Genomic DNA, 23,956 nt, shown 5'->3' with positions numbered 1-23,956 from the left:
TTACAGCTAGCTAAAATACATACTATTGCGTAAATTAAGGTAAAATGATACCTAAAAATAAGCCATAGAAAATAAAGTATCTATTTTTATCTCTTACAAATTTAATCGTATTCTTTACCTTTGAAAAACGCTTCGTTATTTAGCTACCACAGCTACACTATTTAAAATTTTATCAAAAAAATAAACATTATGCAAATTACAACAAACTTTGATGCTGGTAATATTACCCTAATATCTCAGCAACAAAATAGCGCACAATTAAACATTAGAAAAGATACCAATTCTCATTTTTTTCAATGGTTTAATTTTAAAATTACCGATATTACCATAGGTGAAACCTATACTTTTTGTATTGAAAACGCTAGTGAAAGTGCCTTTGCCGATGGTTGGGAAAATTACAAAACCAACGCTTCTTACGATGCTAAAAATTGGTTTCGTTTACAAAACACCGAGTACAAAAACGGTAAACTTTACTTTAGTATTACCCCTGTGCAAAACGAAGTAAATTTCGCTTATTTTACGCCATTTACCTACGAGCAACATCTTAATTTAGTAGCAACAGCAAGTAAAAGTAACTTGTGTACAACTACTATTTTAGGCGAAACTATCAATAAAAAACCTATAGAACTTTTACAATTTGGTACACCTAGTACCGATAAAAAAAATATCTGGATTATTGCACGTCAGCATCCCGGTGAGAGTATGGCGGAATGGTTTATCAACGGGATTGTAAATCGTTTTGTTGCTGAAAATATTTTAGAAGATACTACCATTGATACACTACTAGAAACCTGCTGTTTTTATATCATTCCGAACATGAATATTGATGGAAGTATTGCAGGAAATTTACGTGTAAACACCTTAGGAATTAATTATAATAGAGTTTGGGAAAACCCCAATAAAGCTACTGAGCCAGAGGTTTTTTATTGCAAACAAAAAATGCAAGAAACAGGTGTTGATTTTCTATTAGATGTTCATGGCGATGAAGCAATTCCTTATAATTTTGTAACCAGTTTAAGAGGGATTCCTAGTGTTACTGATAAAATTTTATCAGAAGAAATTCGTTTTAAAAATGAATGGATGTCGGTAACTCCAGAATTTCAAGATGTGCATAAATATGAAGATAGCGAACCTAATATGGCAAATTTAGCGGTTTGTTCTTATCAAATTGGTGAACTTTTTAAAGCACTTTCTTTTACCTTAGAAATGCCTTTTAAAGATAATGACGATGTTGTTGAACCAACAAAACAATGGTCTGATGAACGTTCAGAAGCTTTAGGTGCTTCTTTTTTAACAGCGTTAGAAGGATTTTTACTAGGGATTAAAAATTAAAACCGTTAAAAAACTATGAAAACTACTTTTAAAATAAGTTATCAAATAAATGATATCGCTAAGCTAAAAGGTCAATTTATTTTTGATAAAAAATCAAATACGGCTGTAATCAGTGAAAATGATATCGCAATTATTTTATCTGAATTAACGGCATTAATTATTGATTTAAAAAAGAAACATAAAATATATCAATTTAATTATAGCATTGGTTTAATCGATGAAAATAATAACATTGATACGCCAAAAATATTATTTACTGATGAAAAAACACTTTTTAATGAAGTGTCAAAATACAGCGCTTTAACATCGGCAACAATTACATATCTTCAAGCAACTGACCACGGCGAATATGACTCGAGAATTTGGGAAGATTGCGAAAATCCGTTAGGAACACAAGCTATTTTATCGTTAGTTAGTAAAGATAAAAAATGGATGCCTGAATATATCTATTTTTTAAGAACCTGCGATTTAGACCACGAAGTAAATCAAGGTGGCGATATAGAAGAACTTATTGAACAATACCAATGGAACGAAGAAACTTGTACCCTGGCAATTGCTCGATTAATAACCTGCTGCGGGCAACATGGAAGTGAACAATTTGAAGATTTATTAGAAGATGGTCTTTCTGATTATATTCAAGAAAATAAACCCTTATTTCTTGAAAAATTAATAGAAGAATTTAAATATGCTTTAGATAGTGATAGCTGTTATTCTCCAAGTTTAAATGCCTCAAAAGAAGATTATTTGAGTGAATTTTTTGAATATATAGAAGCGCTTAATACTATTTTTGATAAAAATGATTTTGATAAAATAAATACCTACCTATCAAAGTATTGGGATGCTTTTAATGCTAAAGAATAATAGAATTTCGATTTTTTTAGAGAGTTATTGGCTTTGCGTTAGCGATAGAGCGGTTTGTTTGAGCTCTTTTTTGTTTTTTTTCAAACAAAAAAAGCGAGTAGCGAAAGCGCGACCCTTGGGTAACGCCCAAAATATTTCTGGTAAAATACCCAACAAAAAAAGAGCGTTTACAACTATGTAAACGCTCTTTTAAATTTTTATTTTTTTTAAAAAAGATACTCCTATTTTATTCTAAAGCACCTAAATAACGCTCAGCATCTAAGGCTGCCATACATCCTGAACCTGCTGCTGTTACTGCTTGTCGGTACTCTTTATCTTGAATATCGCCCGCTGCAAAAACACCTGGTAAATTGGTTTTAGTCGATTTTCCTTTGGTAATTAAATAACCAACTTCGTCCATATCTAAAACATCTTTAAATAAATCAGAATTTGGTTTGTGCCCAATAGCGATAAAAACACCTGTTACCGAAATTTCGGTTGTCTGCTTGGTTTGATTGTTAATCGCACGAACTCCTTCAACAACATTATCGCCTAAAACTTCATCGATTTCGGTATTGTATAATACTTCAATATTTGCTGTTTTATTCACACGATGTTGCATTGCTTTTGAGGCTTTCATGTAATCTTTTCGAACCAATAAGGTCACTTTATTACAAATATTTGCTAAATAAGTTGCTTCTTCGGCAGCAGTATCACCAGCTCCAACGACAACAACATCTTGTCCTTTATAGAAAAAACCATCACAGGTAGCACACGCCGAAACTCCACCTCCAATTAGGCGTTGTTCACTTTCTAACCCTAAATATTTAGCGGTTGCCCCTGTTGATATAATAATTGTTTCCGCCTCTATTTCAATAGATTCATCGACAATTACTTTGTGGATTCCTCCTACTTCGGTACTCAAATCAACCTTTGTAACCATTCCAAAACGAACGTCAGTTCCAAAACGTTCTGCTTGTTTTTGCAAATCGTTCATCATTGCAGTTCCGTCGGTTCCGTTAGCATATCCTGGGAAATTATCAACTTCGGTAGTCGTTGTTAACTGCCCACCCATTTGCATTCCGGTGTACATAACAGGTTTCATGTCTGCTCTTGCAGCATATATTGCAGCGGTATATCCTGCTGGTCCTGAACCTATAATCAAACACTTAATTTTTTCTGCCATCATCTAATTTTTTGGTCTTACAAATGTAATTTTTTTTTATCGCTATTGTCTTTTTTTGATATCTATTTTGATTATTACACCATAAACGAAAGCTATTTTAAAGCGTTTTAAAAAAAATATTATTTTTTTACGTTTTTTTATTGCAGATCTAATTATTTGTTGTAGATTTGCACACCGATAATCGTACGGGGTGTAGCGTAGCCCGGTCATCGCGCCTCGTTTGGGACGAGGAGGTCGCAGGTTCGAATCCTGCCACCCCGACTAAAAGACTTAAGATATTTTTCTTAGGTCTTTTTTGTGCGCTTTATTTAAAGTAATTATGTAATTTCGTGATGCTTGAAGAATTTTTAAAATACTAGTATTCTTCCTGTTCTACTAAAACACATCATTATAATAATGAATATAGAGCAACTTCGTAATTATTGTATGGCTAAAAAAGGCGTTACCGAACATTTTCCTTTTGATAATATTACGCTTGTTTTTAAGGTAATGAATAAAATGTTTACTTTAACTAGCTTGCATAGTTGGGAACAAGGTGAAGCTAAAATAAACTTAAAATGCAATCCTCAGTGGGCTTTAGAACTTCGAGAAGAATATGAAAACATACTTCCCGGATGGCATATGAATAAAAAACATTGGAATACCATTTTAATAAACAACACTATTGCTGATGCTTTTATTTTTGAATTAATAGATCATTCTTATAGCTTAGTTGTAAAAGGTTTGACAAAAAAAGCACAAATAGCACTTCATTTACTATAAATTATGGATAAAAAAGCACTTAGAAAAATATACAAACAGAAAAGAACGGCATTAACTGCGCAAGAAATAAACATATTTCAAGAAAGCATTTATCAGCAAATTTTCAATGCAGAAATGATTGATTTCAATGCGATAAATAATGTTCATTTGTTTTTATCTATGGAAAAATTTAAAGAAATAGATACCCAACCTATTATTGATTTCTTCCGAAGTAAAGAAAAAAAAATAATTGTTAGCCAATGTAATTTTGCTGATGATTCGCTAACTCATTTTTATTTAGAAGAAAATACCGAGTTAAAATTAAATAAATTTAGTGTTCCCGAACCTGTAAATGCTACAGAAGTTGCTGTTACAGAAATTGATGTTGTTTTTGTACCGATGTTAATTTCTGATATTGAAAATTACCGCGTTGGTTATGGTAAAGGATTTTACGATCGTTTTTTAGCCGATTGCAGAAAAGATACCAAAATAATTGGGCTTAATTTTTTTGCACCAATTGCCGAAATTACCGATTGTAATGCCTATGATATTCCTTTAGATTTTGTAATATTCCCTATATAAAACATGAAAAAATCCCGCGAATTGCGGGATTTTTAATTTTATAACTAATTTTCGATAAATTATCAGTGAATTATCCGTGAATTATCCGTTCATCGAAATTAAAAATTCTTCGTTATTTTTAGATACTCTAATTCTGTCATTAATAAAGGTCATTGCTTCTACAGGGTTCATATCGGCTAAATATTTACGTAGCACCCACATACGTTTTACCGTTTTTGGGTCTAATAATAAATCGTCACGACGGGTACTTGATTTAATTAAATCAATGGCTGGGTAAATTCTACGATTAGAAATATTACGATCTAATTGTAGTTCCATATTTCCTGTTCCTTTAAATTCTTCAAAGATAACCTCATCCATTTTTGAACCAGTTTCGGTAAGCGCGGTAGCTATAATTGTTAACGATCCTCCGTTTTCAATATTACGAGCAGCTCCAAAGAAACGTTTTGGTTTGTGTAAAGCGTTGGCATCAATACCTCCTGATAAAATTTTACCTGAAGCTGGTGCAACCGTGTTATAGGCTCTTGCCAAACGTGTAATTGAATCTAAAAGAATTACTACATCATGCCCACATTCTACTAAACGTTTTGCTTTTTCTAAAACAATATTCGCAACACGTACGTGTTTATCGGCAGGTTCATCAAAGGTTGAAGCAACTACCTCACCACGAACATTACGTTTCATGTCGGTAACCTCTTCTGGTCTTTCATCAATTAATAAAACAATTTGATATACTTCAGGATGATTTGCAGCAATAGCATTTGCCACATCCTTTAATAACATTGTTTTACCCGTTTTTGGTTGCGATACAATCATACCACGCTGCCCTTTTCCGATAGGAGAAAATATATCAATAATTCTAGTCGATAAAGAACTTCCTTTTTCGGCTAAATTGAATTTTTCATCTGAAAATAAAGGCGTTAAATGTTCAAACGAAACTCTATCGCGAACAATATTCGGGTTTAAACCGTTAATTTTTGATACTCTAATTAATGGGAAGTATTTTTCACCTTCTTTGGGCGGACGGACATTTCCTAAAACAGTATCTCCTGTTTTTAAACCAAATAATTTTATTTGTGATTGCGATACATAAATATCATCAGGCGATGATAAATAACTATAATCTGATGAGCGTAAGAAACCATATCCGTCAGGCATCATTTCTAAAACTCCTTCACTTTCAATAATTCCATCAAATTCAAAATCAGGATCTCTATATTTATTACCACTTTTATGTGCTGGTTTATTTTGATGCTGATTTTTATGTTGTGGTTTTTTAGCCGCTTCAACTACTGCCCTTGGTCGTGGCACTGTTTTTTTAGCTTCTACTTGAGTTCTTGGTTTTGGTCCTTGCTTTTTAGCCGCCTCAACGACTGCCCTTGGTCGTGGTCTTGAAACAGGTTTTGGTCCTTGTTTTTTTACAGCTGATTTACTAGGTGCTTCAACCGTTTCTTGAACTTCTTTTTTAGCAGTTTCTGTTGTTTTATCGGCATCTTTATCAGAAATGCTTCCTTTTTTAACTGCTTCTTTTTCTTGCTTTTTAACAGCTGTTTTTACACCAAATTTTATATTTTTAGCTTCAAAATCCGTTTTTTCTTCTACCTTTTTAACAGCTTGTTCTGCGGTGTTCTCTGCAACTTTCAATGGTTTTTTTTGTTCCACTTCTTGCTTTATTTCTTTAGCTGGCTGTTTGGTGTTTTCTTCGGATTTTTCTATTCTTTTTCGCTTAGGTTTTTCAGCTATTGGCTTAGCTTGATTAGCACTAGCTTCTTCTGCTTGTGCATCTAAAATTTTATAAACCAAATCTAATTTTTTTAATTGACTTACTTTGGTTAAACCTATCGTTTTTGCAATTACTTGTAAATCTATTAATTTTTTAGTCTTTAATTCTGAAATCTCGAGCATTGGTAAGATAATTAAGTTATACAACCCTTTAAGAAAAAGGATCTAATTGTATTTAAGTTTTTATATGGTTTCAATTATATAGGAACTATATAATTATTTTGTTGTGTGCAGGTACTTATCTGACAAATATATACAAATAATTTAACTTGTAATATTTCTTTTTAAAAAAATAAATATTACATTTGCTACCGAATAACGAATATGATACAAAGAAAACAATCTATATATCTATTAATTGCAGTATTAATTTCTGCTGGCTTAACCACTTGCTGTAGTCTTTGGGCTAACAACCAAGTAAATACACCTGTTTATATAATAGATTTATTTTCGGGGGCTAGTTTTTTAGAAAAAGCAACGCCTGTATTATTTTTTATTTCCGCTTTATTATCGGCTGTAACGCTGTTTTTATTTAAAAACCGTGAGCTACAATTTGTTTTAGGGCGTGTTAACATATTAATTAACTTTTTTTTATTAGGGATATTAATATATCTGTCACAAACATTATCTGGAGAAGCTGCGGTTTCTGAGAAAGGTATTGGGATGTTTTTTCCGATTCTTGTTATTTTGCTGTTAGTTTTAGCAAATAAAGCCATCAAGAAAGATGAAGATCTTGTAAAATCTGTAGATAGATTACGATAAACCTAACATATTAGTATATTTAGTGCGAAAAAAAACCGGAATCTTTGATTTCGGTTTTTTTATTTTTAAAACTATATGAATCAGGTAATTAACAAAACAAATGTTAAAGAAATGTTAACGAAATTAGGGTTAACCCTAATCCAATTAGGGTTAACCCTAACGATCAATTAGGGGTATTGGGTATTGTGTACCCTAAATACATGCTATAAATTTGTAAACGAAACAACAATGGATCAAAAGATTAAAGTTCACATAGCTGATGACCATAAAATCTTAATCGATGGGGTCATCGCCTTATTAAATACAGAGGATAACTTTGAAATAGAAGGCTATTCTTTAACTGGTAAACAGGTAGTAAATTGGTCTACTAAAAACAATGCCGATGTCCTAATTTTAGATATCAATATGCCAGAAATGGACGGGATTGAAGTTTTAAAAGCGTTTAAAAAACGTAATATAGAAATTAAAACAATCATTCTGTCTGGTTTAAGTGACGCTAAATTAGTGCAGCAAATGGTTTTATTAGGTGCTAATGGGTTTATTGATAAAAGTTGCGCTAGTGAACATATTATAGATGCCATAAAAGATGTGTATAATGGTGCACAATATTTTAGTGATACAATTAAAACTAACTTATTGGAATTGTATGTTTCTGAAGCGAAAATTGAAGAAAATCGTTTAAATAAAGAAGAATTAACTGAAAGAGAAATTGAAGTATTAAAGCAAATAGCTTTAGAAAAAAACTCTACTGAAATAGCAGTTCATTTATCAGTGAGTGTAAAATCGATTGAAACATATCGTAAGAGTTTATATAGAAAATTAAAAGTAAAAAATGTAGTCGGTTTAGCGATGTACGCTGTTAGAAATAATATAATATAAAGCCAATAGTCCCCCGTAAATCTATCGCTTTATTAGTAAGTACATCGCTAAAAACCAACACTATAATCATAAAAAATAAAATCAGCGATGTACTTGTTAGCAATAACTAGCGTAAAATAAAAAAAACCCTTCATTTTGTTTTGTTTACCGTACTGTATTTTTAGTACATCGCTTTTTTACACTTATTATGCCACAGCGATTAAAACCGACTGATTATCTTTATGAAAATAATAGAAATTCAATCAAATAAAGTTAAAATGAAATTATAGAGATTTGAACATTGAAAGTAAACAAAATAGTAAAATTGGATGAATACCAAAAATGGGAATATTTTCCAAACTAACTTTTTAAAGTTGGAAAATTTCATAAAAAAGAAAAATTATGAAAAGTTTATTTTTAGGATTAGCATTTTTATTAGCATCATTTAGTGGTACTACTGATGTTGAAAAAACAGTAGCAGAAGAATTTATTTGTAGTCATTGGGTTGAAGTCAACGTTGAATGTGACAACAGTTTTTCCTTATGTATTGATGGTTAAACCACTACAGAAGTTCTTGAAGATGCTTGGCATTTCTCTCAAGGAAGATGTTAATCACTTACTTTTTTGTGTGCACAAATTAATTTGTGCACACATTTAATAAAATAAAATCATTTAGATATGAAACAAATTTTAAAAATATTATTTTTCTATTTATTTACGAGCAACGTTATTGGACAAATTCAAATTAAGGGTAATATGAGTTTTCCTCCTATCGAATATAATGCAGAAAAATTAGAACAAACTAAACAAAACATTTATTATAATTATACATATGTTTCAAACCCTAAAAAAACAGAAAAAACAAAGTCTTCTTTAACCGTACTCCAAATTGGTCAAAATTGGTCAAAATTTACAGATTTTAATACTTTAAAAAAAGATTCTATAGAAGAAAAATTTAGCTACTATAAAAATTTAGGCGCAGTTGAATTAAATAAATTACTCGCTATGAGGGCGAAAATAGGGTTTAAAAAAAATATTTTTAAAGAGTTAAAAGATAATTCCTTAACAATTCAAAGTAAAATTTACAAAAAAAATTATGAGTATAAAGAAAAGATATCAAATTTAAGTTGGAAACTTGTAAACGATAATAAAACAATTTTAAATTATAAAGTAAAAAAAGCAGTAGTAAATTATGGTGGTAGAAAATGGATCGCTTGGTACACTGAAGAAATACCTATTAATTTAGGTCCTTATGTTTTTGGGAATTTACCCGGTCTAATTTTAGAATTATATGATGATAAAAAAAATTTCCATTTTATAGCTATTGGTATAGATAATAAACAAAAAGAAATTTATAAGACAATTAAAAAAAATACAATAAAAACATCAAAAGAAAACTTTTTTAAAGCTGAAAGAAATTTTCATGAAAAACCTGAAAATTTTATCACAGGAACTATTAGGGGTGGTGCAAATTTTAAAAAAATACCATACAACCCAATAGAAATTATTGATTAATGAAGTTATTTATAAGTTTTGGTATATTTTTTCTTTTTTCAATTTTTAGTTTTTCTCAAAGCATAATTAATGGTAAGTTAAAAACTATAAAAGGTAAATCAATTTATGCTACTAGCATAACGATAAAAGAAATAAACACAGATACTATTTTAAACTATAGTATTTCTAATAATAAAGGAGAGTTTTCTATTTCGATAAATACAAACAAAGAAAAATTACAACTCAATATCAGGTCAATGGGTTTTAAAAATGTTACCAAAATTATTGAAAATAAATCTCAAACTTTAAATTTTGTTTTAGAAGAAGAAATAACCGAGTTAAAAGAAGTTATTATAAAATCTTTACCTATTACTCGTAAAGGCGATACTATAAATTATTCTGTAAGTTCATTTTCTAAACAAGAAGATAGAACTATTGCAGATGTTTTAAAAAATATGCCTGGTATTGAAGTTTTAGATAATGGAAAAATATTATATCAGGGTAAGCCTATTAATAAATATTACATTGAAGGTTTAGATTTATTAGAAGGTAAATACAATTTAGCAAACAAAAATTTACCCTATAAAGAAGTAACTAAAGTTCAGGTTTTAGAAAACCATCAACCTATTAAAATGTTGGACAGCTTGGTCTATTCAGACCAAGCAGCTATAAATATAAAACTTAAAAGCAATTACACTTTTACAGGTCAAGCAGAAATTGGTAGTGGATTATCTCCTTTACTTTGGGACTCCAATATAACTCCTATGCTGTTTTCAAAGAAAAAACAAATGTTAAGTTCTTATCAATTTAATAATACTGGAAACGATGTGGCTTCACAGTTAAAATCTTTGACTGTTGATGATTTATTAGAACAATTTGAAAGTAATAATGAAAAACAAGATTGGTTATCTATTCAAAAACTTCAAACACCTAATTTTTCAGAAAAACGTTGGTTAGATAATAACATTCATCTAATTACTAGTAATTATTTACAAAAATTAAAAAACGATTATGAATTGCGATTAAATGTATCTTACATTAATGATTATCAACAACAAAATGGAGTTACAAACACTCAATTTTTCACATTAAATGACAGTATTAATTTATTTGAGCAGAAATATAACCAACTTTATACAAATACTTTAGAAACCAACCTAACACTTCAAAAGAATACTAATAAAAACTTTTTAAAAAACAGTTTACAATTTCAAGGATTTTGGGATAATCAACAAGGCAATATTCAACTAAATAATGATGATATTAATCAAAATTTAAGTAATAGATATTTTAAACTATCAAATAAATTTAAAACTCTATTCTCAATTGGTAAACAAATTGCTTCATTAAATTCTTATATAGGATTTAATAAAACACCACAATCATTAACTATTAACCCAGGTCCGTTTAACGACTTATTAAATAATGGTAATGCTTATGAAAAAGTTATTCAAAATGTTGAACTTAATACGTTTTATACTAATAACTCTTTAGATTTTACAAAAGGTTGGAAACAATTCAGTTTTAGCCCTAAAGTTGGTTTTCAGTTTGAACAGCAAGATTTAAAAAGTAAAATTTTAACATCAAATACAAATCAAATCTCAGATTTTGAAAATAATTTAGATTGGAGACGTGCCAAATTGTATTTTAATTTAAAAACACAATATAAAAAAGATAAATGGAGAATGGAATTGACAACGCCAGTTAATTTTCACAACTACCAATTAGAAGATAAACCTTTACTGCGAAATCAAAACCTAAATCGATTAACTTTTGAACCACGCTTCTCTTTAAATTATGATATTACTAATTTTTGGCGTATTGCTTCATCAGCCAGTTTTAGCAATCAATTTGGGACTATAAATCAAGTATATTATAATTACATCTTGCTAAATTATAGAAATATACAACGTATAGATGCGCCTTTACCTGAAAAACAAACTATTAATTATGCTGCATTTATCGGTTATAGAAACCCTATTAATGCTTTATTTTTAAATTTGACTTATTCAAATACAATAACAAACAATAACTTACTTTACAATACACAGGTTCTAAATAATGGTGCAATTGAGTTTCAAGCTATTGAGCAAGATAATAAAAGACAATCTCATAATTTTTCTACCAAAGCGAGTAAATATATTAGTTCAATAAACACAAATATAACTATGAGTACCAATTATAGTTTACAATCTTTTCAGCAAATTTTGAATTCTGAAACAACAGATATTTCTAATCAAAACAGGAGTTTCAACGCAAAGGTAGATATAGATATTACTGATTGGTTAAATACAGAATTAACATCTACTTTTCAATTTTCAAACAATCAAATCCAAGAACAAAAAAATCAAACAATAACTCAACAATTTCATAAATTAAATGTAAATATTTACCCCAAAAAAAATCAATACTTAAGTTTAAAAACCGAAATTATCAAAAATAATTTGTTCTCTGAAGCTACCAAAAACTTATTTACAGATTTAGTTTATCGCTATACTTGGAAAAAGAAAAACATTGATTTTGAAATTCAATGGAATAATCTTTTTAATACAGAAAATTATAGAACTGTAAATATTAATAATTTTAGTTACTTGGAATCTAATTTTATTTTAAGACCTTCACAGGTATTGTTTAAGGCTAGGTTTTCATTATAATAATTTTGGAGTTAAAGGCAGCGACCAACACCCTGTAAAAAAAAAATCAAGATAATTTTTAAGAGATAAAGCAAAGTATTACCAAACAAGGAGTAACTTTAAAATTACTAAAAAAAATAAACTAACACCAAATAAATAATAAATTATGATTAAGACAACCCAATTATTAGTAGCTTCAATTTTAGCTTTAACAGCTTGCACTTCTAACCAAACAGAAGTTCCTAGCGCAGTACAACAAAAATTATTAGAATCTTACAGTCTTAAAAGAGATGCAAATGGCGCCTATTCTATCGATTTAAAAACAACAAATTATACCGACGTAACTAGTCTTAAAAATAGCGAAAATGCTAATGAAATTATTTTATCGGAAGCAAGCAATAAAACGGCTAAGAAATACAGTAATGATTTTTTAATAGAAAATGAGCAGTTAGTTATTGGTTTTTTAGATGCTAATAAAGGAAACAGAAAAAAAATAACTATTGAAGACCAAAATAGTAACCTTGCTAAAAGAAACATTACCGAATTTTTAAATTCTTATAGTGTTACCGAAAATAACGATGGTACTTATTTACTTTCTTTTAAAGTAAACAACAATGTTGCTACAACATTTACCTATAATCAAGAAATAGCAACCTACGAAGTTCATTTATCTAAAGGAAATACGACTAAAAAAGATTTCTCAGAAACGATTGCTCTTTCAGCTAATCAGAACACTTTAAGAATAGATTTTGTAAATCATAAATATTCAGCAATTAAAGGAATTACCAGTTCTCGTAAAGCTATGGAAGCTTATGGTAGAAAACCAAGACTTATAATTGTAAATGGTAATGAATAATTCTCTTATATAAAAGACGTATTTTTGAGCTAATTACTCTTAAATTATTTTCGTTTGAAAAATAATATTCAAAAAATTTTAAAAACAAAACTATTAGTCACTTGGTTAATTTTGTTTGTTTCTTGTAATCTAATTGCAAATATTAATAAATATGCTCCTTTAGAACAGTCTTTTAGTACTCAAAATGATAGTCCTCTAAAAGTAGTTTATCAAAAACTATTAAAAGAATATAATAAAGGAGCATATATTTCTTCCTTGAAAAGTGGTTTTTTACTGTTTCAAAAAAGCAAAAAAAATAAAAACCACAAATTTACCTATTTAACAGCTATGCTAATAGCCGATATATACGATAAAACAAACAACTACAACAAATCATTAGAGTATTATAAAATAGCCCTTCATTTTCTTGAGAAAAACAACAATTCTTTTTCTCAAGAAAATGAAATTTTAGCTACAAAAGCTATTTCAGCTGAAATTTATTTAAGAATTGGCAGCGCTTATCAAAAAAATTACAGCACTCAATTAAAAAAGAATAAAGAAAAAGCAAACACGAGTAAAGATTCTGCTATTTTTTTTTATAATAAACTGCAAAAGCTTGACTTTGTCAGCGAAAAAAACTTAAAAAACAAGGCGCTTTCTTATATTAATTTATCAGCAATATATCAACAAGATTCTCTTTTTGAAAAAGCGAAATTTTTTGCCATAAAAGCCATTGAAATTCATCAAAAAAGAGCTGATAACGTAAAACAAGCAATATCATTAAATAACCTAGCTAGTATTTATTTATCTTTAAATCAATTCAAAAAAGCTAAAAATACCTACTTAGAAGCTATTAGCTTAATACAAGATAATAACAGCTCTATAGCTGTTAAACATAAATCTACATTATACTACAATTTGGCGTGGGCTATGCGGAATTTAAAAGATTATAAAGCCTACGATTATCAAGAATTATCATACGATATTCAAGACAATCAACGAGAGAAAGAAGTTCGAAGTATTATTGAAGAAATAACCGTAAAACACAAAGAAACTTTAGAACAACAAAAAGTAAACTTAGTTACAGAACAACGAAAACTTGTAGAAGCGAAAGACAATAAAACAACCTGGTTATTTGGTGCTTTAAGCTTATTGGTTATCATTATATCGGCAGGTATTGTGTATAATTACAAACTCCGTCAAAAAAACTTACAACTAAAACTTTCTGAAAATAATTTACGAGAACAACAGGCTATTGAAAAAATAAAATCAGAAACACAAACAAAAATATTAAATGCTACTATTGATGCTAAAGAATCTGAACGAAAACAAATAGCCGAAATTTTACACGACAATGTAAGTGCCTTATTATCATCGGCAAATATGCACTTAGGCGCTTCTAAAAAACAATTTAAAGGCAGTATTCCTCTTGAAATTGAAAAAACACAAGGGATTATTTTAGAAGCCTCTGAAAAAGTTAGAGATTTATCACACAATCTTATTTCTTCTATTTTATTGAAATTCGGTTTGGAATATGCCTTAAAAGATGTTGCTAAAAAATATTCTAACTGTCAATTACAGTTTGATGTTTCTGCTCAAAATATTGATAGATATCAGCAAGATTTTGAAATGAAAATATATAACATTATTCAAGAACTTGCCAATAATATTCTAAAACACAGTGAAGCTAGCTATGCGCAAATAATTATAAAACAAGATAATGATGCGCTAAATATATTTATTAATGATGATGGAATTGGTTTTTCTACAGAGTTTTGTAATATTAATAATGGTATCGGTTTAAAGCAAATATCCGCAAGAATTGAAATGATGAAAGGTACATTTACCATTAAATCGGATAAAAATAAAGGCACGAAAATAACGATTATTGTACCTATTAAACATAAAGAAACATTTGATTTTTCATCAATAACTTAGCGCTTAGCCAATTCTATAACTTCCATATTTTTTATTTCTCCTTTATCTAGCTCAAACCTTAACATAGTTCTTACTTTATGAAAACCATGCTTTCCTGCTGCTCCTGGATTTAAATGAAGTAAATTAAATTTCTGGTCGTATTGCACTTTTAAAATATGCGAATGCCCGCTGATAAATATTTTTGGAGATTTTTTTTGCAACGCCTCCCTCACTCTAGGTTTATAAGCATTCGGATAACCGCCTATATGAGTTATCCAAACTGAAACTCCTTCAACAGTAAATTTATTATCTAACGGAAATTCTGCTCTGGCATTGTTATCGTCAATATTGCCGTAAACAGCCTGTAAAGGTTTGTGTTTTTTTATGGTATCGGTAACTTTTAAATTGCCAATATCGCCGGCATGCCAAACCTGATCGGCTTGTTTTACAAATTTTAATATTTGATCGTCAATATAACTATGAGTGTCAGAAAGTAGCAGTATTTTTTTCATCAGAACAAAACTAATCAATGTGATGTGAATTTTATGCTATTTTCTTACATTTTGAAAGTAGCACAAATGCCTAGCCCCGATTGAAGCATTTGTTTGAGCTCCTTTTTTTGATTTTTCTTCAAAAAAAGAGCGAGTGCGGAAAGCGGGAAATTGCTTCAAAAAATAATTATCTAAAATAAAAATTCTGTAGATATTTATTCGAATAGCCTTAACAACTCAAGCTATTATTTCATAATTTAGCCACTTAAATTTTGTAGTTTTTTGAGATATTTTATTGAATTAGCGTATAAAGGAAAAAATTATCATGGTTGGCAAATACAACCTGATGCAGTTTCGGTACAAGAAAAAATAAACAAGGCAATTAGCACTGTTTTAAGAGAAAATATAAGCATTACAGGCGCAGGAAGAACAGATGCGGGCGTACATGCTTCACAAATGTTTGCGCATTTTGATACCGATGTGGTTTTAACTAATAAATTTGCCTTCCGATTAAATGCACTTTTACCTGATGATATTGTAATTTTTAACTGTAAATTAGTGCACAATGATGCACATACTCGTTTTGATGCAAGTAGCAGAAGTTATGAATACAAAATTTGGCTTGGCAGAAACCCGTTTTCATTAGATACCTCTTGGCAATTATACAATCAGAAATTGGATGTTGATTTGATGAACCAAGCGGCAGCAATTTTATATGAACATGAAGATTTTGAGTGTTTTTCGAAGGTAAAATCGGACGTGCATACTTTTAATTGCGATGTTACCAATGCCATTTGGGAGTTAAAAGGCAATGAGTTGACGTTTCATATTAGCGCAAATCGGTTTTTAAGAAACATGGTGCGTGCTATTGTGGGTACTTTAATTGATATTGGTACAGGCAAAACAACAATTGATGATTTTCATAAAATTATCGCTAGTAAAAACAGAAGCAAGGCAGGAACATCGGTTCCCGCAAAAGGATTATTTTTAACAAAAGTAGTATACCCCTATATATAGTGAGTAAAAAAACAGGAAAAGCGTTCGATATGAAAATTTTTGTAAGACTGATGAGTTTTGCAAAACGGTATCGTGTACGATTTATTATAGCAGCAAGTTCTACCATACTTTTAGCAATATTTGCAGTACTCAGCCCCGTTATTTTAATGATGGCTATTGATGATTTTGTAACCCATAAAGATTTAACTCGATTATTGTACTATACAATAGCGATGTTAGTTACTTTATTGGTGCAGGTTTTATTTCAGTTTAGCTTTATTTACTACGCCAATTGGGTAGGGCAACATATTATTAGAGATATTAGAAGCAAAACATTTCGAAAAATTTTATCTTTTAAAATGAGTTATTTTGATAATTCATCGGTAGGAAGATTGGTTACTCGCGTGGTGTCAGATATTGAAACTATTGCTAATTTCTTTTCGCAAGGGGTTTTTATGATTATTAGCGATCTTTTAAAAATGGTTGTTGTAATTATTGTAATGCTATACACTAATTGGAGGTTAGCACTTATTGCATTGGCAACTTTACCTATTTTAATTTATGCTACAAAAATATTTCAAATAGCGATTAAATCTACTTTTCAGGATGTTCGAAATCAAGTAGCAAACCTCAACGGATTTGTGCAAGAAAGAGTTACAGGAATGAAAATTGTACAGCTTTTTAATCGTGAGAAGATAGAATATCAAAACTTTGTTGGCATCAATGATAAACATAAAAAAGCCTATATAAAAACGGTTTGGTACTACTCTATCTTTTTTCCAATTGCCGAAATATTATCATCAATAGCTATTGGTTTAATCGTTTGGTATGGCGGATTGCAAGTTATTGCAGATAATGCTGTTTCTGTTGCTGCCATTATTGGTTTTATAAAAATGGCACAAATGTTATTTAGACCACTACGTCAAATTGCCGATAAATTTAATCAACTTCAAATGGGAATTGTAGCTGGCGAACGTGTTTTTGATATTATTGACACCAAAAGTTCTATAACAAAAAGCGGCACAATTACTACAGATACTTTAGAAGGAATTATTTCTTTTAAAGAGGTGCGTTTTAGTTATATTAAAGGAGAGGAAATTTTAAAAGGCATTTCTTTTGATGTTCAAAAAGGACAAACCATTGCGATTGTTGGTGCTACAGGTGCAGGAAAATCAACTATTATCAATTTAATCAATCGTTTTTATGAAATAGATAGCGGTACTATTTACTTAGATAATATACCTGTTCAAGAGTATGAAATTAATGCCTTGCGTGAAAAAATAGCCGTTGTTTTACAAGATGTATTTTTATTTTCTGATACTATTTTTAATAATATCTCTTTAAAAAGCAAACATATTTCTTTGGATGAAGTAAAACAAGCGGCAAAACAAATTGGTATTCATGAGTTTATTGTGAGTTTGCCTAATGGTTATTCTTATAATGTGAAAGAACGTGGCGGAATGCTATCATCAGGGCAACGTCAATTAATTGCTTTTTTACGAGCTTATGTTAGCAAACCAAGTATTTTAATTTTAGATGAAGCAACTTCTTCTGTTGATACACATTCCGAAAAAATGATTCAATATGCTACGGATAAAATCACTAAAAACCGAACTTCAATAGTCATTGCCCACAGATTAGCAACTATAAAAAAGGCAGATACTATTATTGTAATGGACAAAGGCGAAATTGTTGAAAAAGGTAGCCATGCCGAGTTACTGAACAAAAAAGATGGCTACTACAAAAATTTATATAAAAAACAGTTTAAAACTGAAATTACTTCGTAATTAGTTTGTTTACAAAGCACAATAGAATACATTTGCCCTATCAATCTATAAACTAAAAATCATAATACGATGAAAAAAGTAATTTTAACTATCTGTGTTGCTGCTTCTTTATTAGCAACTTCTTGTAAAAAAGCTGCTGAAGCTAAAGATGCAACTGTTGAAGCTGCTGCTAAAGCTACTGATGCAACAAAAGATGCTGCTACAAAAGCTGCTCATGCAACTACTAACGCTGCTACAAAAGCTGTTGACGCTACTGCTGATGCTGCAACAAAAGCTGTTGACGCTACTACTGATGCTGCAACAAAGGCTGTTGACGCTACTACTGATGCTGCAACAAAGGCTGTTAATGCTGCTACCGAAGCTGTAACATCTAAACTTGCTGGAGTTTCAATTCCTGCATTTAAAGATCCTAAAGTTGCTGAACACTTAAATAACTATGCTTCTTACGCAAACGATTATATCGCTGCTAAAGGTGATGTTTTAAAGAATGCTTCATTAGCTAAAAAAGGTGTTGAATTAGCTGCTAAAGGAAAAGAAATTGTTTCTTCTTTAGATGCTGAAGGTGTTAAAAAATATAACGGTGTTATGAACGCTATTATGGCTAAAATGGCTCCTGCTAAATAATTTTAGATTTTCGTACAAATTAAAAGCTCGCAATTTGCGAGCTTTTTTTGTGTTATATTTTTAAGTAGTTAAATCATTTTGAAGCTTTATTAGTAAATTTTCTAATGTTTTATACAGTACAAATTCACCGTTATTTATATACGATATTTCGCCAGTTTCTTCCGATACTAACAAACAAATAGCATCTGTTTTTTCAGTTACACCAATTGCTGCTCTATGACGCAAACCAAAACGAGCGGGTAATTTCGTGCTTGCCGAAATAGGTAAAACCACCCGAGTTGCTACAATAAAATTATCTCTAATTACGGTAGCCCCATCATGTAGCGGACTATTTTTATAAAAAATACTTTCTAAAATAGCCTCGTTTACTAGCGCATTCATTTGATCGCCTGTATTTACGATAAAATCAAGATTATTTGTTTTTTCGATAACAATTAAAGCGCCTGTTTTAGTTTTTGCCATACTAATACACGCATTTAAAATTGTTTTAATATCCGTTTCTGAATTAATTTCGGCCTTTAAAAATGTCAGTTGATTTAAAAAACCTCTTTTAGTCGAAAAATTAGTCGTTCCTATCATCAATAAAAATTTTCTAATCTCTTGCTGAAAAACAATAATTAAAGCAATGACTCCTCCCGATAATAAATAGCCCAAAATACCGCTCAACATTTCCATGTGAAGCGCTTGCGTTATTTGCCAAATTACAAAAATTAAAGTAATACCGATAACGATATTTACAGCAACCGTTCCTTTTAATAACTTGTAAATATAATATAGTAACACCGCTACTAAAATAATATCGAGCAGGTCAAGAAACGAAAAATCAATAAAATCTAAATTCATTAATTATAGTGTTTTTAGTAAATGTACTCCTTTTAAAACACGTAACTACTGCACTTGTTTTACAATTTTTACTGCTTCTACTGCTTGTTTTACATCATGAACTCTTAAAATATTAGTTCCGTTTAACAAAGCAATGGTATTTGCTACCGTTGTCGCATTTAAAGCATCGGCAGGTAAAATATCTAATAATTTATACAACATCGATTTTCTAGAAATACCTGTTAAAATAGGCACTTCTAAACTTTCAAACAAGGCTAATTTTTGTAATAACTCGTAATTATGTGCGGTTGTTTTTCCAAAACCAAAGCCGACATCAATTATAACATCATTTACTTTTAAAGCGCGAAGTTTTGCTAATTGTGTTGCAAAAAATAAGGTTACTTCTTTTACAATATCAGTATAAACAGGGTTTAATTGCATATTTTGAGGCGTTCCTTGCATGTGCATCATAATATAAGGCACTTGTAATTTCGCTACAGTTTCAAACATTTTGGCATCTAAAACACCGCCAGAAATATCATTTATAAGTGCCGCCCCTGCTTGCACAGACTGCTTTGCAACCTCACTTCTAAAAGTATCTACAGAAATAATTATGCTAGGGAAATTACGCACTAATAATTTTATTACAGGAATAATTCGAGCTAGTTCTTCTACTTCGGATACCTGCTTTGCCCCTGGCTTTGATGAATACGCACCAACATCAATAAAAGTAGCGCCATCGGCTAGCATTTTAGCGGTTTGACTCAAAATAGCTTGTTCATTTTTGTATTTTCCACCATCAAAAAAAGAATCGGGTGTTACATTTAAAATCCCCATTACTTTAGGAATCGTGAAGTCTATTAAATTTCCTTTGCAATTAATTGTCATCATCATTAATTATAAATCTTCGTTATAAAACTCCAACTTTTAACGTTAAAATTTTCAAAAGTAAAAATAAGAAAAGCCTGTAATATTTATTACTTTTGAAGCATTACTTTTAAATAAAAAAGATGCAGCACACCTCTGAACAATATGACGTAGTAGTAGATCAATGTAGAAGTTTGTTTATCAAAAAGATGAGCGATTACGGAAGCGCTTGGCGAATTTTAAGACTTCCTTCATTAACCGACCAAATTTTTATCAAAGCACAGCGTATTCGTCAATTACAAGAAAATACCCAACGAAAAGTTGATGAAGGTGAAAAACCAGAATTTATAGGTATTATTAATTATTCGATAATGGCACTTATTCAATTAGAATTAGGCGTTGTTCAGCAGCCCGATTTAAACACCAATCAGGCAACTATTTTATATGATAAACACCTGAAAATCACCAAAGAATTAATGGAAAACAAAAACCATGATTACGGTGAAGCTTGGCGAGAAATGCGAATTTCATCATTAACCGATTTAATTCTTCAAAAATTACTTCGTGTAAAACAAATTGAAGATAACAAAGGAAAAACCTTAGTTTCTGAAGGAATTGACGCAAATTACCAAGACATGATTAATTATGCTATTTTTGCATTGATTCATCATTCAGAGTCAAACAGTTAAACTTAAACCCTTAAAAAATGATATTAAAACTTTTAACACATGTTTCAAGAATATTAATCGGTCTTTTATTCATCTATTCCGGATTCGTAAAATTAGTAGACCCTATTGGTTCTCAATATAAATTTCAAGAATATTTTAGCGAAGACGTCTTAAATTTAGAATTTTTAATTCCCTACACCCTACCTTTTTCAATTTTATTAATAGTTGTTGAATTGGTTTTAGGTGTTATGTTATTGGTGGGTTACAAACCTAAATTTACCGTTTGGAGTATTTTTAGTTTAAACCTAGTGTTCTTATTTTTAACCTGGTATTCATACGTGTACAACAAGGTAACCGATTGCGGTTGTTTTGGAGATGCCTTAAAATTAACACCCAAAGAAACCTTCTACAAAAACGTGGTTTTTATGGTTTTTATTATCATTTTAATTATTGGTTTAAAATATATAAAACCACTTATTTCAATCAAAGTAAGCGCTTTATTCACCGCTATAGCCCTGTTCTTTTCATTAGGAATTACCTATCATGTATTGCATCATTTACCAATTATTGATTTTAGAGCCTATGCTATAGGAAAAGATATTGCCAAAGGCATGGAATACCAAGAAGGTAGCGATGATGTGCCGCCAATTCATGATTTTATGATTGAAACTGATGATGGTGATTTATTAGAAAGTATGTTAAAAAAAGACAAAGCAATGCTTGTTTTAATGTATAATTTTGATAAAACTGAAAAACAAGGAATTGCAGCCGTATCAAAAGCTGCTGCAAAAGCAAAGGCAAATGGTTATGAAATTTATGTATTAACAGCGTCGTATATTGAAGATTTAGCTGCTACTCAAAAAGAATTTAACCTGCCATATACCTTCGGTTTTTGTGATGAAACTGCTTTAAAAACAGTTATCAGAGCCAATCCAGGAATTGTTACCGTTGAAAAAGGTATTATCGCAGGGAAATGGAATTGGACAGATGCTCAAGATGTTACTCTAAAAGAATAATATTTTATCGCCTATATTTTAAAACTATTTTTACAATATAAAACCTCGCTAAAATAGCGAGGTTTTCTTATTTTAGCAATACTATGAAACAATTACTACTCGTTTTTATGGGCGGTGGCCTTGGAAGTGTTTTACGATTTTTAATCGGAAAATTTTTAAATAACCCCCAAACAGGAATTCCGTACGGCACCTTTACAGCAAATATTTTAGGAAGTTTACTGATCGGTTTTATTTTAGGATTCGCCGCTAAAAATAACACATTAACCCAAAATCACACCTTATTATTAGCCACAGGTTTTTGTGGTGGTTTTACCACATTTTCGAGCTTTGCTTACGAAAATCATGTCTTTTTAAAAGCAGGCGATTTTACAACCTTTGCCTTTTATACCGTTGCCAGTTTTATCCTGGGTTTTTTAGCCGTTTTCGCAGGAATATTTTTAACTAAATTCATTTAATTTTCACTAAAAAATATATTTTATTATGAGCGCATTAATTGACTATACATCCGAAGAAAATTACGTAATTATTACCCTTAATAATGGTAAAGTAAACGCCATATCGCACGAAGTAATCGATTCATTAAACCAATTACTAGATAAAGCCGAAGCCCAAAAAAAAGTAGTTATTTTAACAGGACAACCAGGTATTTTTTCGGCAGGATACGATTTAAAAAGCATGACTACCTCGCCCGAATCAGCTTTAAAACTAGTTACAAAAGGCTCAAAATTATCACACAGAATGCTATCGTTTCCTACGCCAATTATTGCCGCCTGTACTGGGCATGCTATTGCAAAAGGCGCATTTTTACTACTTTCTACCGATTACCGATTAGGCGCTGAAGGAAATTTTAAAATAGGATTTAACGAAGTATTAATAGGCATGACTATGCACAATGCAGGGGTTCAAATTGCCAAAGCTCGCTTAACGCCTAATTATGTAAATCGCAGTGTAAATAATGCTGAAATGTACAGTCCCAAAGATGCTGTTACCGCAGGGTTTCTAGACAAAATAGTTCCTGAAAACCAGGTATTACCAACAGCGATTAAAATTGCAGAAATGTTTGCTAAATTAAACCTAAAAGCACATCATCAAACCAAATTAAAGGTTAGAAAAACAGCTTTAAGATCTTTAAAAAAAGCGATTAAAAAAGATGCAGAAAATGGCTTAAATCCACCATCAAAATAAAAAATACGTTTTAATAATTTTTAAAAACCCATCGCAATTTCAAAAAATGTGATGGGTTTTTAGTTTAAAAGTAATCTTGTAAAAAAATAAAAATTATTTGAAGCAATTTCCCGCTTTCCGCACTCGCTTTTTTTGTTTGAAAAAAACAAAAAAGAGCTCAAACAAATGCTTCAATCGGGGCTAGGCATTTGTGCATCAAACTTTATTTTTTAACTAAAATTGAATAAACCTGTTCAAAAATTAAAGAGCTGTCAGTTCGAGTGTTTTTTTCCTTCAAAAAAATGTATCGAGAACTTTTTTAGTATCAACAAAAAACAATTCAAATTCTCGATACTATTTTAATTCCTTTTAGTCATTAAAATCACTCGAATTGACAAGAATCATCAAAATAACTGTCAGTTCGAGTGTTTTTTTTCCTTTAAAAAAATGTATCGAGAACTTTTTTAATATCAACAAAAAACAATTCAAATTCTCGATACTATTTTAATTCCTTTTAGTCATTAAAATCACTCGAATTGACAAGGATTATCAAAATAAA

The 23,956-nt window shown here is 30.2% G+C and carries 23 protein-coding genes and 1 tRNA gene; 19 read left to right on the top strand and 5 right to left on the bottom strand.

What is annotated here, in order from left to right; genetic code table 11:
* Positions 1–189: 189 nt before the first annotated feature.
* Positions 190–1,332: a M14 family metallopeptidase gene (locus DPIF8902391_RS04110; RefSeq protein WP_172505107.1), complete on the top strand. Its 1,143-nt coding sequence runs from the start codon at positions 190–192 to the stop codon at positions 1,330–1,332.
* A 15-nt stretch (positions 1,333–1,347) separates the two neighbouring features.
* Positions 1,348–2,193 carry a hypothetical protein gene (locus tag DPIF8902391_RS04105; RefSeq protein ID WP_172505106.1) on the top strand — a complete coding sequence of 282 codons (846 nt, stop codon included), beginning with the start codon at positions 1,348–1,350 and terminating at the stop codon, positions 2,191–2,193.
* Between the two features lie 226 nt (positions 2,194–2,419).
* Here DPIF8902391_RS04105 and trxB read toward each other — a convergent pair whose 3' ends face one another.
* Positions 2,420–3,358 (bottom strand): thioredoxin-disulfide reductase, encoded by a 939-nt coding sequence (gene trxB / locus DPIF8902391_RS04100; protein ID WP_058884412.1) that lies wholly within the window; start codon positions 3,356–3,358, stop codon positions 2,420–2,422.
* A gap of 186 nt (positions 3,359–3,544) precedes the next feature.
* Here trxB and DPIF8902391_RS04095 point away from each other — a divergent pair.
* From DPIF8902391_RS04095 to DPIF8902391_RS04085, 3 genes are all read left to right on the top strand, one after another.
* A tRNA-Pro gene (locus DPIF8902391_RS04095) sits at positions 3,545–3,619 on the top strand.
* A 135-nt stretch (positions 3,620–3,754) separates the two neighbouring features.
* The gene (locus DPIF8902391_RS04090; RefSeq protein WP_058884411.1) at positions 3,755–4,120 is read left to right on the top strand and encodes an MmcQ/YjbR family DNA-binding protein; all 366 of its coding nucleotides are present in this window, start codon (positions 3,755–3,757) and stop codon (positions 4,118–4,120) included.
* A 3-nt stretch (positions 4,121–4,123) separates the two neighbouring features.
* On the top strand, positions 4,124–4,681 hold the full coding sequence (locus tag DPIF8902391_RS04085) for a 5-formyltetrahydrofolate cyclo-ligase (RefSeq protein WP_058884410.1): 558 nt from the start codon (positions 4,124–4,126) through the stop codon (positions 4,679–4,681).
* 81 nt (positions 4,682–4,762) lie between these two features.
* Here the strand turns inward: DPIF8902391_RS04085 and rho are convergent, their stop codons facing one another.
* The gene (rho, locus tag DPIF8902391_RS04080) at positions 4,763–6,586 is read right to left on the bottom strand and encodes a transcription termination factor Rho (protein WP_172505105.1); all 1,824 of its coding nucleotides are present in this window, start codon (positions 6,584–6,586) and stop codon (positions 4,763–4,765) included.
* 201 nt (positions 6,587–6,787) lie between these two features.
* Here rho and DPIF8902391_RS04075 point away from each other — a divergent pair, with 201 nt between their 5' ends.
* From DPIF8902391_RS04075 to DPIF8902391_RS04045, 7 genes are all read left to right on the top strand, one after another.
* The gene (locus DPIF8902391_RS04075; protein ID WP_058884408.1) at positions 6,788–7,225 is read left to right on the top strand and encodes a DUF4293 domain-containing protein; all 438 of its coding nucleotides are present in this window, start codon (positions 6,788–6,790) and stop codon (positions 7,223–7,225) included.
* 228 nt (positions 7,226–7,453) lie between these two features.
* On the top strand, positions 7,454–8,104 hold the full coding sequence (locus DPIF8902391_RS04070) for a response regulator (RefSeq protein WP_058884407.1): 651 nt from the start codon (positions 7,454–7,456) through the stop codon (positions 8,102–8,104).
* 381 nt (positions 8,105–8,485) lie between these two features.
* The gene (locus DPIF8902391_RS04065) at positions 8,486–8,641 is read left to right on the top strand and encodes a hypothetical protein (RefSeq protein ID WP_172505104.1); all 156 of its coding nucleotides are present in this window, start codon (positions 8,486–8,488) and stop codon (positions 8,639–8,641) included.
* 120 nt (positions 8,642–8,761) lie between these two features.
* Positions 8,762–9,598 (top strand): GLPGLI family protein, encoded by an 837-nt coding sequence (locus DPIF8902391_RS04060; protein ID WP_058884405.1) that lies wholly within the window; start codon positions 8,762–8,764, stop codon positions 9,596–9,598.
* Positions 9,598–12,231 (top strand): TonB-dependent receptor, encoded by a 2,634-nt coding sequence (locus tag DPIF8902391_RS04055; protein WP_172505103.1) that lies wholly within the window; start codon positions 9,598–9,600, stop codon positions 12,229–12,231. The genes DPIF8902391_RS04060 and DPIF8902391_RS04055 overlap by 1 nt, the downstream gene beginning before the upstream one ends.
* Before the next feature lie 145 nt (positions 12,232–12,376).
* Positions 12,377–13,066 (top strand): hypothetical protein, encoded by a 690-nt coding sequence (locus tag DPIF8902391_RS04050; protein ID WP_101916135.1) that lies wholly within the window; start codon positions 12,377–12,379, stop codon positions 13,064–13,066.
* Positions 13,067–13,120: 54 nt separating this feature from the next.
* Positions 13,121–14,983, top strand: a complete 1,863-nt coding sequence (locus tag DPIF8902391_RS04045) for a tetratricopeptide repeat-containing sensor histidine kinase (protein WP_058884402.1) — start codon at positions 13,121–13,123, stop codon at positions 14,981–14,983.
* On the opposite strand, the gene DPIF8902391_RS04040 is transcribed toward DPIF8902391_RS04045, so the two are convergent.
* A complete protein-coding gene (locus DPIF8902391_RS04040; RefSeq protein WP_058884401.1) occupies positions 14,980–15,474 on the bottom strand; it encodes a metallophosphoesterase family protein in 495 nt (164 codons plus the stop codon). The genes DPIF8902391_RS04045 and DPIF8902391_RS04040 overlap by 4 nt on opposite strands.
* Positions 15,475–15,735: 261 nt before the next feature.
* Between DPIF8902391_RS04040 and truA the strand changes: the two genes are divergently transcribed.
* The 3 genes from truA (at position 15,736) to DPIF8902391_RS04025 (ending at position 18,860) form a co-directional block, all read left to right on the top strand.
* Positions 15,736–16,470 carry a tRNA pseudouridine(38-40) synthase TruA gene (gene truA / locus DPIF8902391_RS04035; protein ID WP_172505102.1) on the top strand — a complete coding sequence of 245 codons (735 nt, stop codon included), beginning with the start codon at positions 15,736–15,738 and terminating at the stop codon, positions 16,468–16,470.
* Positions 16,471–16,499: 29 nt separating this feature from the next.
* Entirely contained in the window at positions 16,500–18,236 is a 1,737-nt protein-coding gene (locus DPIF8902391_RS04030) for an ABC transporter ATP-binding protein (protein WP_242037289.1), read from the top strand.
* A gap of 69 nt (positions 18,237–18,305) precedes the next feature.
* A complete protein-coding gene (locus tag DPIF8902391_RS04025; protein ID WP_172505100.1) occupies positions 18,306–18,860 on the top strand; it encodes a hypothetical protein in 555 nt (184 codons plus the stop codon).
* Positions 18,861–18,920: 60 nt separating this feature from the next.
* Here DPIF8902391_RS04025 and cdaA read toward each other — a convergent pair whose 3' ends face one another.
* A complete protein-coding gene (cdaA, locus tag DPIF8902391_RS04020; protein ID WP_058884397.1) occupies positions 18,921–19,703 on the bottom strand; it encodes a diadenylate cyclase CdaA in 783 nt (260 codons plus the stop codon).
* 45 nt (positions 19,704–19,748) lie between these two features.
* Positions 19,749–20,570: a dihydropteroate synthase gene (folP, locus tag DPIF8902391_RS04015; protein WP_058884396.1), complete on the bottom strand. Its 822-nt coding sequence runs from the start codon at positions 20,568–20,570 to the stop codon at positions 19,749–19,751.
* A 122-nt stretch (positions 20,571–20,692) separates the two neighbouring features.
* On the opposite strand from folP, the gene DPIF8902391_RS04010 reads away from it, so the two are divergent.
* The 4 genes from DPIF8902391_RS04010 (at position 20,693) to DPIF8902391_RS03995 (ending at position 23,418) form a co-directional block, all read left to right on the top strand.
* On the top strand, positions 20,693–21,238 hold the full coding sequence (locus DPIF8902391_RS04010) for a DUF1599 domain-containing protein (RefSeq protein WP_058884395.1): 546 nt from the start codon (positions 20,693–20,695) through the stop codon (positions 21,236–21,238).
* A 17-nt stretch (positions 21,239–21,255) separates the two neighbouring features.
* Entirely contained in the window at positions 21,256–22,233 is a 978-nt protein-coding gene (locus DPIF8902391_RS04005) for a DoxX family protein (protein ID WP_058884394.1), read from the top strand.
* An 83-nt stretch (positions 22,234–22,316) separates the two neighbouring features.
* Positions 22,317–22,688, top strand: a complete 372-nt coding sequence (crcB, locus tag DPIF8902391_RS04000) for a fluoride efflux transporter CrcB (protein WP_058884393.1) — start codon at positions 22,317–22,319, stop codon at positions 22,686–22,688.
* A gap of 25 nt (positions 22,689–22,713) precedes the next feature.
* Entirely contained in the window at positions 22,714–23,418 is a 705-nt protein-coding gene (locus DPIF8902391_RS03995; RefSeq protein WP_172505099.1) for a crotonase/enoyl-CoA hydratase family protein, read from the top strand.
* Positions 23,419–23,956: the final 538 nt, after the last annotated feature.

Origin of the sequence: Tenacibaculum finnmarkense genomovar ulcerans (assembly GCF_900239495.1) — a bacterium.
GTDB classification, from domain to species: Bacteria; Bacteroidota; Bacteroidia; order Flavobacteriales; family Flavobacteriaceae; genus Polaribacter; species Polaribacter ulcerans.
This window is presented reverse-complemented; position numbering and strand designations above follow the sequence as displayed.